This is a genomic window from Chroogloeocystis siderophila 5.2 s.c.1 (assembly GCF_001904655.1).
Lineage (GTDB): Bacteria > Cyanobacteriota > Cyanobacteriia > Cyanobacteriales > Chroococcidiopsidaceae > Chroogloeocystis > Chroogloeocystis siderophila.
Genome location: NZ_MRCC01000005.1, coordinates 238,753 through 251,088 on the forward strand (window position 1 = coordinate 238,753; position 12,336 = coordinate 251,088).

A 12,336-nucleotide genomic window follows, 5' to 3' on the forward strand; every position below is an offset into this window, starting at 1 on the left:
TGATAAACATTTATATAAAGAGTTAGTAAATACCTACGTATTAATACTTGATATCATAAGATTCCACTAAAGATTAAAATACTCTAAAAATAATAAAAGAACTATTTCTACGACTGCGCAAAGCTATGAATGAGATGAACTCAAAATCCAAAACTTTGCAACATTTGAATTTAAAAAATCGCCCCAGCCCAGATTGAAGATTATGGTGATCGCACCATTGTTAATAAACCCTTCTTAATTAATTGCTGAAGCATCTTAGCTGTAGAGTTCATCGCTGAAAAGTGATCGCGTTGCTCATTATAAGTCGTATATGACAATTGCTCTTGGTTTCTACTCTACATCGTAGGAATGCTTCAGCTAGCTGTGTGCGATCGCTTTGAGTACTAAGCGTAATTGGTTTTTGCACTCAGCGAACTTTAAGAAGTAGCAAGGACTTGGTTAGCCGTCGGCAATGGCTATTAAAGTAGAAATACTAACTAATATAGATTTAATGAGCTTGTCATAAGGGAGAACGCGATCGCTATGGGTATGACCCTCACAGAAAAAATCTTGGCTAAAGCTTCAAATCGAAAGGTTGTCGAACCAGGAGAAAATATCTGGGTCGATGTTGATGTTTTGATGACACACGATGTTTGCGGTCCTGGTACGATTGGCGTATTCAAGCGCGAATTTGGCGAGGATGCCAAAGTTTGGGATGCAGAGAAAATTGTTTTAATTCCCGATCACTATATTTTTACCACCGACGAACGTGCAAATCGCAACGTCGATATTTTGCGTGATTTTGCGCAAGAGCAAGGTATTAAATATTTCTACGATATTACTGATCGTGCTAACTTCAAAGCGAATCCAGATTACAAAGGCGTTTGTCACATTGCTTTAGCTCAAGAAGGTCATACTCGTCCTGGAGAAGTATTATTTGGTACTGATTCACATACTTGCAATGCGGGTGCTTTCGGTCAATTTGCAACAGGTATTGGCAATACCGATGCAGGTTTCATCATGGGAACAGGTAAGCTATTAATCAAAGTTCCAGCGACGATGCGGTTTGTTCTCAATGGCGAAATGCCAGATTACTTGTTAGCAAAAGATTTGATTTTGCAAATCATTGGAGATATCAGCGTTTCGGGCGCAACTTACCGGACGATGGAATTTGCAGGCGAAGCCGTGCAACTAATGACGATGGAAGAACGAATGACGCTTTGCAATATGGCGATCGAAGCTGGTGGAAAGAATGGCACGATCGCACCCGATGAAACAACGTTTGAGTACGTCCGTGCGCGGACTGATAAACCTTTTGAGTCATTTTACACCGATAGCGATGCAAAGTTTTATAGCGAACGCACCTACGATGTCTCGCAACTCGAACCTGTTGTCGCCAAACCGCATTCACCAGACAACCGCGCCCTCGCACGAGAATGTCACGATGTCAAGATAGATCGCGTTTATATTGGTTCGTGTACTGGGGGTAAAACCACAGATTTTGTAAACGCGGCAAGAATTCTTAAAGGTCATCAAGTCAAAGTTCCGACATACATCGTTCCCGCGACACAAAAAGTCTACGAAGACTTGTTTACGTACAAATACGACGGACAAACGCTCTCCGAAATTTTCCTTAATTCTGGTTGCATCGAACCTGCTGCACCTTCGTGCGCGGCGTGTCTCGGAGGACCTAAGGACACATTTGGACGCATGAACAAACCTGAAGTCTGCGTTTCCACGACTAATCGCAACTTCCCAGGACGCATGGGCGAAAAAACCGCGCAAATATATCTTGCTTCGCCTTACACTGCTGCGGCTTCGGCATTGACAGGTTACGTCACCGATCCGCGCGAATTTATCGGTTAGGGAGCAAAATAGTAGGGTGGGCATTGCTCACCTTACTATGATTGTGGAACAGCAAATCTGTTCTACCATTTAAAGGACAAACGCGATTTGACCGGTTCGACGACAAGATTTTAGCCGTAGATGCGCGTGGGATGACGACCCGCGATATTCAAGCTCAATTGCAGGAGTTATACGGTGTCGAAGTGTCGGCTGGTTTAATTTCGAACGTCACCGCTGCAGTTGAAGAACGCAAGCTTGGGCAGAACCGCCCGCTCGATGCGCTCTACCTCATTGTCTACTGTGATGCCATCGTCTCAGACAGCGCTTCTAACGCAACACCTATTAGAAACACGTTAGATGTGTCCAGCATTGCTACTATGTATTTACTCATAAATACATAGTAGCTTGTCTACAAATGCAATACATAAAAATCTCATATTAACTGCACGCAACAGCGTTTGTTTGGAGATGATCTTTTGACAAATAGCAAACAGCTAATCAGTTTCTAAATGCGTTGCGCCGAGATATTTTGTTAGGTAAGGTGAGAAAACCTCGTAAATAAGTGTTAGCGGCTGTCCGTGATGCCAAAATAGGTAATGGCGACCCCAAAATGGACCCGATTCAGAAAAAGCCGACTCTAAAGCTTCTGAGTGACCGTAGTAAAGTCCTTGGACATCGCGATACAACTCTGTACGCAGGCGAGTTAAACTAGCCCAGATGGGTAAATTGCGATTCTGTAAATACTCATCTACATGACTTGCTTCCCACCAAGAAGTCGCATACGCTAGTCTTTGTCCGGAAGCAGTACGCAGCCAGACTTGACGCCGCAAACGCGGTCCTGGAACAGCTTGAATTTGTGTTGGTGCGCCATCCAAGTTCATGCCGATCGCAGACATATCGATCACGTCAACTTCGGTCGGTTCCCCTGTTAACAATTGCAGGTGTCTTGTCGGAGAACCATCCCCCAACAACAGCAACTGCCAAGCAGGCGCTAGCTGAGTATGCGGTAAGCCTTGCTGTACAAATTCTTCTCCTCCTTGCCACAGTGGTGTTAGACGGTGCCAAGTTGTCGCGCTTACGTTGTCGGCTGATCTATAAGTTGCAGTCAATTTTTTTTACAAAACTTTATACCCTATGCATCAGATTATAAACAATTCTGCTGCGCTATCGATAGGAGGGATCAAAGGTCAAAGGTCAGAGGTTAGGGAAAGACGAGTGATGAGTTATTAAGAGGTAAGGCACTGCTTAACCCTTATTGTTGTTATTTGCTTAAAGCTGAAGTAGAAAAAGTGGTATTATAATTTATTCAGTCAATCATAAAGTACAAACTGGTAGCTGATTTCTAGAAACAGGAGAAATTAATTTCTAACATGATCAAACTGCGATTAAAGAGATTCGGTAAAAAACGGGAAGCGAGTTACCGGATTGTTGTTATCAATAGCCGCTCTCGTCGTGACGGTCGCCCCTTAGAAGAATTGGGATTCTATAATCCAAGAACCGATGAAACACGGTTGGATGTTCCAGGAATTGTGAAAAGACTTCAACAGGGCGCTCAACCCACCGATACCGTGCGTCGCATCCTTGAAAAAGCAAATGTCTTTGAACAAGTCAGTGCCTCAGCAAACCAGTAGCCCCAAATATACTGAATTAGTTAAGTTTCTAATTCAGCCATTTTTAGAAAATCCCAACTCCTTAAGCGTAGACTGTGAAGTGTCTCGTAGTACTAACAAGGTGTGGATACGCGTAGCCTTTGAAGGCGATGATAAAGGTAGAGTATACGGTCGAGGCGGGCGAAATATTCAGGCGATTAGAACTGCGATCGCAGCAGCCGGCGCAATAGCAGAGCAATCAGTTTACCTAGATATCTATGGTGGAGAAGCTCAAGAACGCGATGTACCAGCTGTTGTAACTAAAGAACGAGTCGATGTGACTTCATCTCCAGAAAAGCGCAGAACAACTAAGCCTAACGTTAGACAGCGATCGCAATCGAGCGTTAATTGATCACAGCAGCACGAAGTTACAAATTAGGGGTTGGTTCAGTTGCTCGGACTAACCCCTGAAATTTAATTATTAATCTTACATCAAGACTTAAAAGATTTTATGGCAGAGGCATCAACGATTCAGCTGCCGAGTAAAGAAAGTGCGATCGCGCTTTCTGGAGAGCATGAAGAAAACTTAAAAACTCTAGCGCGACAAACTGGCGCAAATATCGTACTGCGTGGGCAAGAACTCCATATTTCTGGAACTGAAAAGCAAATCGAACTTGCCCAAACATTAGTGCGATCGCTATCCGATCTATGGCTCAAAGGCAATAGCATAGCATTAGCTGACATTCTTACTGCTCGTCAAGCCTTAGATACGCACCGCGAAAATGACCTGCAAGACTTACAGCGCAGTGTTCTAGCGCGAACCCGCCAGGGAGAAGAAGTTCGTGCGAAAACCTTCAAACAGCGACAGTACATTCAGGCAATTCATACAAATGACTTGACTTTTTGTACAGGACCTGCTGGTACAGGCAAAACCTTTCTCGCGGTTGTAATTGCGGCGCAAGCACTCTTAGCAAATCAGTACGAAAGGCTTATCCTCACGCGTCCAGCCGTCGAAGCAGGTGAAAAACTCGGCTTTTTACCAGGAGACTTGCAACAAAAAATAAATCCTTTCCTGCGTCCGCTTTACGATGCGTTGCATGAATTTATCGATCCTGAAAAAATGCCCAGCTTGATGGAACGCGGCGTGATTGAAGTTGCTCCCTTAGCTTATATGCGCGGGCGTACCTTAAACAAAGCTTTTGTGATTGTTGACGAAGCTCAAAATACGACACCAGCGCAGATGAAAATGGTGCTAACGCGCCTTGGTTTTCGTTCGCGTATGGTAGTAACGGGAGATATGACGCAAACTGACTTACCTGGACACCAAGAGTCAGGATTAGCTGTCGCGCTCAATATCTTACGCCATGTCGAAGGTATTGGCTTCTGCGAATTTTCACAAAAAGACGTTGTGCGCCATCCTCTCGTTCAAAGAATCGTCGAAGCTTACGAACACTACGAAAAATAAGTCCTTATTACCCATTACCAATTTCTTATGAGTGCGACATTGAAAGAATTTCTCGAAGCTTGTGAGTCATTATCTACACTGCGCTTGATTGTAACGAGTAGTGCAGCGGTTTTAGAAGCACGTGGCAAGCTAGAAAAGATATTTTATGCCGAGTTGCCGAAAGGAAAATATGCGAATATGCATACCGAGGGTTTTGAGTTTCATCTCAACATGGATGAAATTCAGCAAGTGAAGTTTGAAACGGGTGAAGCGAAACGCGGTAATTTTACAACGTACGCGATTCGGTTTTTGGATAAAGAGGGAAAGCCTGCGCTGAGTGCGTTTTTGCAATGGGGTAAACCTGGAGAGTATGAACCAGGTCAAGTTGAGGCTTGGCAAGCTTTGCGCGAACAATACGGCGAAGTTTGGGAACCGGCTTTTGTGGAGAGTTTGTAGTGGGAATTGAACCGCAGAGATAAGAGAAAGTGAGAGTTTTTTGGGAATTGTGTCTTGTTATTGCTTTATTTTTAGGTGGTGGCAAGGCGGTGGCTGGGCAATTAGCTGATCGATTGGCAAGTTTTCCACATTGGAATAAACCTGTCGTGCAGGTAGCGCAGGGAGATATGGTTTATCCTGATTGGATGGCTGGTAGTTGGAATGTGACAAGTACGCTGGTTGATGCGGTTGCGCCGTTAGCGCCTGATATTGTGTCTCCTGGGTTTGAGAGTAATCGTCGTAATCTACAGCAGCCAATTCGTTTTCCTGTACGGTTTGGGGAAAATAAATTGTTTAAATCTCGTTCTTTTGCTCCTACTACGGTGCGTTCCGCGGTCATTGCGGATCGCGCTTTTAATGGTTTAAGTTTGGCGAGGGCGTATTTAGGCGATGCAGTAATTGCGGTTAAAGTCGATCCTCAGTCTCCGAATCGTCAGATTACTTTACTTAAGGGCGATCGCCAGCTAGTTTCGATTGTCTCAGGTCGTGCGACAGAAACTCTAGGAAACGATCAATTTATTACAACTGAGGTGTTTCAGCAGTTCTTTCGTAGTCAGGATTCGCGTCCTTATTTTAACGAGGTTGAATCGACAACTGCTTATCACTATCTTCCACAATCTGAGCCTGCGATTACAGCCGATCAAGTTACTGCTGTCTATTTATCGCCTCAAGATCCAAATTACTTCGCGGCGGCTTCTCGGCCTGTCGCGCTGTATCGCTATCGATTAGAATTTACTCGTGTTGATGTTGAGCTAGCGATTAAAACCGCAGCTACATAGACAAAACTGTCTTCACAGGTTTTTACACAATGGGTTTGTTTATCTCGCGCAGGAAGTCGCGCCGTTTTTTGTAGTATCTGTATTATAATGTATTATTAGCTGCGATCGCAGCGATGCAGAAATCGAGACAGCAATATGGCAGATTTGCGGGACATCCTCAGATACTACAAAAACTACAGAGCGATCGCAATTTTTAGCATTGCGGCAGCGAGCGTATTTGAAATTATTGATCTGGTTGTGCCGTATGCGATCGGACAAATTTTAAATGTACTATCGAATCAACCTGTTGACGGGATAGTACAAAGTGTAGTGATCGCATTTTCTCAATTAACGCAATTACCTATCAATCGATTATTTTCGCTGGCGGTACTGTTAGGTTTAGTGTTCTTAGTGACTGTGGTTCGCGCACCACTACAAGTTTGGTTAAGCTTTTGGTTTCACTGGGATATTGCTTTACGTACCCGTCGTGATCACGCGCAAAAAACGCTAGAGAAAATCCTCACGCTACCACTAGAATTTTATGACGAAAATAATCCTGGGCGAATTGCAGGACGCGTCGCGCGAGGACTCGAAAACCATACTTGGACTTATCCAGAAATTGCTGGACAATTGATTCCTAAATTATTCCGCGTCTTAGGAATTTTCCTAATTATTTGGTTTATTGAGTGGCGGATTGCGTTGTTGTTTCTTGTCTCTTTCGTATTCATTCTCAGCTTTAGTTTGAAAGACTTAAAGCAGTTGATGGATCAAGAACGACGGCTAGATCGGTATATGGAAAATACGCAAAGCCGCACGTCAGAGATTATTACCAATATCAAAACTGTCAAAGCCTTTGCAACAGAAGCTGCTGAGTTAAAACGCCAAAGACAGCGCTTAGATCGCGAATTAAATGTGGTCATTTATCGCATCCACTTGGGTTACATCAAGTTATCAACTTGGCAAAGAACCGTCGTTCAGTTTTGTGTCTTCGGTGTCTTGGGTTTAGCGCTTGCGGCTACTGTAGGCGGACAAATCTCGCTGGGACACTTTGTTACGACCTTAACGATTTCTAGCATGGCGTATGCTGAACTTGAACCAATTAGCAACTTAGCAGAGATCTTCGCGCGTCGCTATGCTTCAATGCTGCGCTTTCATGAATTTATGCAGCAACCGACTGGGAAAGATGCTGCAAGTTTGGTGAGTACATCCGCAAATACAGCGATGTATGCATTTACAGGTAAAGTTGAGTTTTCGCACCTGACGTTTGGTTATGACCCGAATCGTCCGGTTTTAAAGGATATTAACTTATTGATTGAACCGTATCAAACTGTGGCGCTTGTCGGGCGATCAGGTTCGGGTAAATCGACTTTGGTGAAGCTACTGTTTCGCTATTTTGAACCGAATCAAGGTCAGATTCTAATTGACGGTCAAGATATTCGTGATTTAGACATCGCTGGATATCGTCGCCGCTTGGCAATTGTGCATCAAGAAGTTGATGTTTTTAATGGGACTTTGCTTGATAACCTGACCTATGGTAATCCGCACGTGAGTTTTGCACAAGTTGAGCAAGCTTGCCGAATTGCCAGGTTAGATGAAGTGATTCAACAAATGCCGCAAGGGTACAATACGGTAGTTGGTGAAAGAGGCTTGCGCTTATCTGGCGGACAAAGACAAAGATTAGGAATTGCGCGATCGCTGTTAGTCGATCCTGATGTTTTGATCTTTGATGAAGCAACTTCGAGTCTTGATTACGAGTCGGAACGTTCGATTCAACTTGCTATGCGCTCAATTCTGGGTACGCGGACTACAATCATTATTGCGCACCGTCTCAGTACTGTCCGTGAAGCTGATAAAATTGTTGTTCTCGACCAAGGTAGAATCGTCGAAGTTGGCAGTCATGATGAATTACTTCGTCAACAAGGTATTTACCACCGTCTGCACTCGCTACAAGAAACTGGAGAACTTTTGCATTAAATCAGCGGGTATAGTTAAAGGTTCCACTTTTTTAGGTAACGGGTAATCGGTCATCGGTAATGGGTTTTCTTTCAGTGACCAATTACCAACTATATTAAATCCGGTTGATTAGTGATAATAGAAATGGTGGCTAGCCACTAGTCACAAAGAAAAGTTATTTAACCGGAATGATATTACCCAATACTAGAAATTTCACTGCGAAAGACAAATAATTGTAAAAGACTACTTCCACTTTTCAAAAGCTTGCGCTATCATAATAAATCGTGGGTTAAAAGGGTCGATGCCCGAGTGGTTAATGGGGGCGGACTGTAAATCCGCTGGTTTACACCTACGCTGGTTCAAATCCAGCTCGGCCCACCTCATTTTTGCCCGTGTAGCTCAGTGGTAGAGCACACCCTTGGTAAGGGTGAGGTCGCGAGTTCAATCCTCGCCACGGGCTTTAGAAATTTGTCAGCGTCTAGCTAGATTAAATTGTGCGCAATGCGATCGCAAGCTTCTTACTCAATGCTGCTAGCCTGATTGAGAACTGCAGTTGTCCTCATTGTATCGAGTAACGTAACGACGATCACCTCAGGAGTCATACCGTTTACGCGAACATTCCCAGGTTTGAGGAGGAGATTGGGCGCTTGAGAGCAGCGTTTTAAACAGCCGGTTGCTTGAATGACAACGCGATCGCTCAAACCCCACTCGTGTAATGTTCTTTCTAGATTCGACAACAACCTGCTAGCACCTTTTTTTAGACAACCTGATTGATAACAAGCAACAATCTTAATTTTATTTTCTACGCTGTTACTCTCTGATGCTGTCAGATGATTAACGCGATCGGCTTTCCAGCGTAATTCACCTGTTTTGGATTTCAGCTTCTTTTCGCCGACAACTTCGAGCCAATCATTAGGCTGTAAACTTAAACCAAGCTTGAAGCGCAACTGTTTCGCGAGTTTAATACTCAGGTTTCCTGTTTCAATTTCTAGTTGCAAGTATTTAGGTATCCCATATCCATCAGTGATAAAGCCTAAGAATTTTCCTTCGAGGCGAAAGGGTAATAGGCGATCGCGCTGATCGTCACTCATATTTTCTACTTCCTTTAAGATAGTCTTTTAGCTTCGATCGTCTGCGGTAATCGTAAAGGTTCGGGTAAATTTGGAATTGCTAATTCCCAACCGTTGGCCAAGGTAAAAATCTTACCCTGATCGCCATCAATTTGATTTACCACTTCTTCCTCAAGGTCTTTTTTGGCAACATAAACAACTAAATGTCCAGCAGCATTTTGACGTAGCATGACTTTCATTTGATTTCCTCAACAGCTTCTAGTTCTTTTTTGCGACAACCGACAATGAAACCTGTTTCGATAAAATGCACCGCGTAGATATAAGAATTTTGCAAAAATGTGCCAATACTAATGACGTAGCCAATTTCTCCCTTTTTCGCGAGTGTAGCCCCAATTTCTTGACCAGGATAAGTACCGTCATTACGGATTAGTTTGCGCGTTCTAACTTTTGCGCCAATTTCAAAAGCTGGGGGTAAATCGAGTTCCAATTCATCCGCTTGCATAGGATTTCCTACCATTTCACTTAAAAGTTCGTATTAGAATAAGAGGGGAAGTACATCCCTTTCGTTTCAAAGTTCCCCGCTCGTGGGGGATTTAAGGGGCTATCTATTTCATCTGGTGCAATGGTATAAACTCAAAAGTTCTTGTATGTCGAGGCTGCGTTTGTTTTGGATCGACTGTTGTCGCACTGCGTCTAAAAGCGATTGCGTTTCATCGATGTTGACATTAATCCCTTGCTGCTGTAGTAAATTAGCTACCAAATGTCGCCCTGAATGTTTACCCGCAACCAAGCGCCTTTCCCAACCGACTTCTTCGGGTGCAAACGGTTCGTAAGTTACAGGATTTTGCAAAATGCCATGCGCGTGAATACCAGACTCGTGCGCAAACGTATTTTCACCAACGATCGCCTTCCACGGGGGAACTTTGCAACCGGATGCAGCGGCTACGAGTCGCGATAGTTCTAATAAGCGCGTTGTATCAATTCCTAAGTCAATTTTATGCAGGCGTTTGAGCGCCATCACCACTTCTTCCAAAGCCGCATTACCCGCCCTTTCTCCTAATCCATTAACAGTGGTATTCACTGATAAAGCGCCAGCTTGCAAGCCAGCTAAAGCATTTGCGGTTGCTAAACCAAAGTCATTGTGCGTGTGCATTTCTACGGGAATCGCCAAATACATCACCAATTGTTTGACTTTGGTATATGTTGTAAACGGATCGAGAATTCCCACTGTGTCACAAAATCGAAACCTTGACGCACCCCACTCTTGAGCATAAAGCGCAACATCAACCAGAAAGTTTTCATCGGCTCTAGAAGCGTCTTCGCCACCGACTGCTACCCAAAGTCCGCGATCGCACGCGAAGCTAATTGTCTCTTTGAGTTTTTGCAACATCACGCGCCATTGTCCGTGATACTTGGCATCAATTTGAATCTCAGAAACAGGAACCGAGATATGTACGCGCTGCAATCCACACGCAATCGAAGCTTGGATATCAGAAATTTTTGCACGATTCCAGCCTAAAAGTTGAGCTTGCAAATTTAAGTTAGAAATTGCGGCGATCGCTGTTGTTTCCACTTCACCCATTGCAGGGATACCGACTTCTAATTCGTTCACACCAATCGCATCTAAAAATTTAGCGATCGCGACTTTCTCCTCAATATTAAAGGTAACACCCGCTGCTTGTTCGCCATCTCGTAGTGTAGTGTCGTTAATAACAATCGTGTTCATATTCACAACACCTCTCATGACATTTTAGTTGTTTGCATTTGAGCCAATTTTGACGTTAGGTATGTTGCCTAAAATCGAACATTCAACTTTACTTAGCTCACCTCTTCGCTCGCAACAAAAAATAAGCAAAATATATGTTGACAACTATTGGAACAACTATCAAACTGATACCTGCAATTATTACTGTAAACATGATGTTTTCCTTGTTTTTGATAAAAATGATAGTGGATGTTTAAGAAATTACGGTCAGATTTCCATCTCTATTGCCCATGAATAAATACCAACATAAGTTTTGGCTTCTATCCAATCAAAAATTTGCGTTAATTGAGCTAAAGAAACTAGCCCATACTGCCAAAGAATCATAGGTAAGGGAGCAGAATCTGACTCGCGATGGCGCAGCATGACGCCAATATCCGCCGGTGAAATGGCTAATTCAGTCTGCAAAAAGTTGATAAATTCTCTATCGCTGTAACGCTTGTTCATTGTTCTAACTCCCTTGCTATGAATTATTCAATTGAATTTACGCATTACCCTTGCCATTAAAAGATGGAACAAAAGCCAAAGTCAGGCTATCTTCTGCTAAAAAGTGAGCTAGATGAAACGCGCGTTCTTCCGTTTTTAATAAAATCTGCTCGTACAAATAACGCGTAGCGCGATCGCCTAAACTTTCGGCTTGCGATGCTTGACGTCGAATTAAATCAACTGCGGCTTGTTCGGCTTGTAAATCGTTTTCTACCATTTGGCGACATGAAAAAACTCCGTCTGCTTCTGGCGTAAAACAACATAATTCTGCAAGTTTATTGAAGCTTGCTACAGGAACGCCTCCAAGTCCATCTAAACGTTCGCCTACTTCATGAACGTGTTCTTGAACTTGTTCGTAGCTTTCGTTGAAATACTGGTGCAACATATAAAATTCTGCACCTTCAACAACAAAGTGATGCTTTTGATATTGCAGATAAAGCGCTTGAAAACTTGCTAGGACAATGTTTAATCCTTCACAAACGGGAACAGTGACTTCTTGTCCTAAACCGATGGGATTATCTAAAACTTCCCCAAAATTACGTACTACAGTTGCTTGTGTCATTACTTTTCTCCTTGTGTAATCTATTCGCTAATTGCTGCTGATTAAGAAATAACTTCTGCTGTCCAACAGCGTTCTAACCAATTGAGTAATTCTTGACGAGTAGCGACAAATTGTTGCACGGTACTGCGTACGAGAATTGCAGTGATCGCACTATCGACTTCAACTACTAAAGAACCATCCGCAGGACACCAAGCGGGAATCATCAACTCTTGTAAGCGGTGATGAATTCGCCAGCGATCGCTTACAGGTATCTCAACAATTTGAGCCTTAAATTTGGAATTGGTATGTTGAAACATAGGTCACAATCCTTTTGAAAGTTTTTGTCAATTATTAAGTATTAAAAAATAGCAGCACTGTCTGATAGGAATTTTGATAGCTTTTAATTTAGATGAG

Annotated in this window: 15 protein-coding genes, 2 tRNA genes and 1 pseudogene; 10 read left to right on the plus strand and 8 right to left on the minus strand. The window is 43.2% G+C overall.

What is annotated here, in order from left to right:
• The first annotated feature begins 528 nt into the window (after window positions 1–528).
• Both NIES1031_RS07690 and NIES1031_RS25505 read left to right on the plus strand, forming a co-directional pair.
• Window positions 529–1,845 carry a 3-isopropylmalate dehydratase large subunit gene (locus NIES1031_RS07690; protein ID WP_269085995.1) on the plus strand — a complete coding sequence of 439 codons (1,317 nt, stop codon included), beginning with the start codon at window positions 529–531 and terminating at the stop codon, window positions 1,843–1,845.
• A gap of 59 nt (window positions 1,846–1,904) precedes the next feature.
• Window positions 1,905–2,133: pseudogene (locus NIES1031_RS25505) on the plus strand (transposase); the annotation flags it as partial.
• 185 nt (window positions 2,134–2,318) lie between these two features.
• Here NIES1031_RS25505 and NIES1031_RS07700 read toward each other — a convergent pair.
• Complete coding sequence (locus NIES1031_RS07700) at window positions 2,319–2,933, minus strand: chorismate lyase (RefSeq protein WP_073548872.1); 615 nt, start codon at window positions 2,931–2,933, stop codon at window positions 2,319–2,321.
• Window positions 2,934–3,194: 261 nt separating this feature from the next.
• On the opposite strand from NIES1031_RS07700, the gene rpsP reads away from it, so the two are divergent.
• From rpsP to NIES1031_RS07740, 8 genes are all read left to right on the plus strand, one after another.
• On the plus strand, window positions 3,195–3,455 hold the full coding sequence (gene rpsP / locus NIES1031_RS07705) for a 30S ribosomal protein S16 (RefSeq protein ID WP_015188235.1): 261 nt from the start codon (window positions 3,195–3,197) through the stop codon (window positions 3,453–3,455).
• Window positions 3,436–3,825, plus strand: a complete 390-nt coding sequence (locus tag NIES1031_RS07710; RefSeq protein ID WP_236738751.1) for a KH domain-containing protein — start codon at window positions 3,436–3,438, stop codon at window positions 3,823–3,825. Before rpsP ends, NIES1031_RS07710 begins: the two co-directional genes overlap by 20 nt.
• 99 nt (window positions 3,826–3,924) lie before the next feature.
• Window positions 3,925–4,878: a PhoH family protein gene (locus tag NIES1031_RS07715; protein ID WP_073548874.1), complete on the plus strand. Its 954-nt coding sequence runs from the start codon at window positions 3,925–3,927 to the stop codon at window positions 4,876–4,878.
• A 27-nt stretch (window positions 4,879–4,905) separates the two neighbouring features.
• The gene (locus tag NIES1031_RS07720; protein WP_073548875.1) at window positions 4,906–5,313 is read left to right on the plus strand and encodes a ChuX/HutX family heme-like substrate-binding protein; all 408 of its coding nucleotides are present in this window, start codon (window positions 4,906–4,908) and stop codon (window positions 5,311–5,313) included.
• A 29-nt stretch (window positions 5,314–5,342) separates the two neighbouring features.
• Window positions 5,343–6,131: a DUF6816 family protein gene (locus tag NIES1031_RS07725; protein ID WP_073548876.1), complete on the plus strand. Its 789-nt coding sequence runs from the start codon at window positions 5,343–5,345 to the stop codon at window positions 6,129–6,131.
• A gap of 135 nt (window positions 6,132–6,266) precedes the next feature.
• Window positions 6,267–8,084 (plus strand): ABC transporter ATP-binding protein, encoded by a 1,818-nt coding sequence (locus tag NIES1031_RS07730; protein WP_073548877.1) that lies wholly within the window; start codon window positions 6,267–6,269, stop codon window positions 8,082–8,084.
• 274 nt (window positions 8,085–8,358) lie between these two features.
• Window positions 8,359–8,441, plus strand: a tRNA-Tyr gene (locus NIES1031_RS07735).
• Between the two features lie 10 nt (window positions 8,442–8,451).
• Window positions 8,452–8,523: transfer RNA gene (locus NIES1031_RS07740), tRNA-Thr, on the plus strand.
• Between the two features lie 58 nt (window positions 8,524–8,581).
• Here NIES1031_RS07740 and NIES1031_RS07745 read toward each other — a convergent pair.
• The 7 genes from NIES1031_RS07745 to NIES1031_RS07775 form a co-directional block, all read right to left on the minus strand.
• Complete coding sequence (locus NIES1031_RS07745) at window positions 8,582–9,154, minus strand: (2Fe-2S) ferredoxin domain-containing protein (RefSeq protein ID WP_073548878.1); 573 nt, start codon at window positions 9,152–9,154, stop codon at window positions 8,582–8,584.
• A 14-nt stretch (window positions 9,155–9,168) separates the two neighbouring features.
• A complete protein-coding gene (gene nifT / locus NIES1031_RS07750; protein ID WP_073548879.1) occupies window positions 9,169–9,372 on the minus strand; it encodes a putative nitrogen fixation protein NifT in 204 nt (67 codons plus the stop codon).
• Window positions 9,369–9,635, minus strand: a complete 267-nt coding sequence (locus NIES1031_RS07755; RefSeq protein ID WP_073548946.1) for a nitrogen fixation protein NifZ — start codon at window positions 9,633–9,635, stop codon at window positions 9,369–9,371. Before NIES1031_RS07755 ends, nifT begins: the two co-directional genes overlap by 4 nt.
• A 108-nt stretch (window positions 9,636–9,743) precedes the next feature.
• Window positions 9,744–10,859 (minus strand): homocitrate synthase, encoded by a 1,116-nt coding sequence (gene nifV, locus NIES1031_RS07760; RefSeq protein ID WP_073548880.1) that lies wholly within the window; start codon window positions 10,857–10,859, stop codon window positions 9,744–9,746.
• A 246-nt stretch (window positions 10,860–11,105) separates the two neighbouring features.
• On the minus strand, window positions 11,106–11,342 hold the full coding sequence (locus tag NIES1031_RS07765) for a DUF2949 domain-containing protein (protein WP_073548881.1): 237 nt from the start codon (window positions 11,340–11,342) through the stop codon (window positions 11,106–11,108).
• A 37-nt stretch (window positions 11,343–11,379) separates the two neighbouring features.
• The gene (dpsA, locus tag NIES1031_RS07770) at window positions 11,380–11,943 is read right to left on the minus strand and encodes a DNA starvation/stress protection protein DpsA (protein WP_073548882.1); all 564 of its coding nucleotides are present in this window, start codon (window positions 11,941–11,943) and stop codon (window positions 11,380–11,382) included.
• A gap of 41 nt (window positions 11,944–11,984) precedes the next feature.
• Window positions 11,985–12,239, minus strand: coding sequence for an Asr1405/Asl0597 family protein (locus NIES1031_RS07775; protein WP_073548883.1), 255 nt, complete (start codon window positions 12,237–12,239; stop codon window positions 11,985–11,987).
• Window positions 12,240–12,336: the final 97 nt, after the last annotated feature.

Coding starts and splice junctions, on each gene's coding strand:
- NIES1031_RS07690 (WP_269085995.1), top strand. CDS start 529: ATGACCCTCACAGAAAAAATCTTGGCTAAAGCTTCAAATCGAAAGGTT.
- rpsP (WP_015188235.1), top strand. CDS start 3,195: ATGATCAAACTGCGATTAAAGAGATTCGGTAAAAAACGGGAAGCGAGT.
- NIES1031_RS07715 (WP_073548874.1), top strand. CDS start 3,925: ATGGCAGAGGCATCAACGATTCAGCTGCCGAGTAAAGAAAGTGCGATC.
- NIES1031_RS07720 (WP_073548875.1), top strand. CDS start 4,906: ATGAGTGCGACATTGAAAGAATTTCTCGAAGCTTGTGAGTCATTATCT.
- NIES1031_RS07730 (WP_073548877.1), top strand. CDS start 6,267: ATGGCAGATTTGCGGGACATCCTCAGATACTACAAAAACTACAGAGCG.
- NIES1031_RS07745 (WP_073548878.1), bottom strand. CDS start 9,154: ATGAGTGACGATCAGCGCGATCGCCTATTACCCTTTCGCCTCGAAGGA.
- nifT (WP_073548879.1), bottom strand. CDS start 9,372: ATGAAAGTCATGCTACGTCAAAATGCTGCTGGACATTTAGTTGTTTAT.
- NIES1031_RS07755 (WP_073548946.1), bottom strand. CDS start 9,635: ATGCAAGCGGATGAATTGGAACTCGATTTACCCCCAGCTTTTGAAATT.
- nifV (WP_073548880.1), bottom strand. CDS start 10,859: ATGAACACGATTGTTATTAACGACACTACACTACGAGATGGCGAACAA.
- NIES1031_RS07765 (WP_073548881.1), bottom strand. CDS start 11,342: ATGAACAAGCGTTACAGCGATAGAGAATTTATCAACTTTTTGCAGACT.
- dpsA (WP_073548882.1), bottom strand. CDS start 11,943: ATGACACAAGCAACTGTAGTACGTAATTTTGGGGAAGTTTTAGATAAT.
- NIES1031_RS07775 (WP_073548883.1), bottom strand. CDS start 12,239: ATGTTTCAACATACCAATTCCAAATTTAAGGCTCAAATTGTTGAGATA.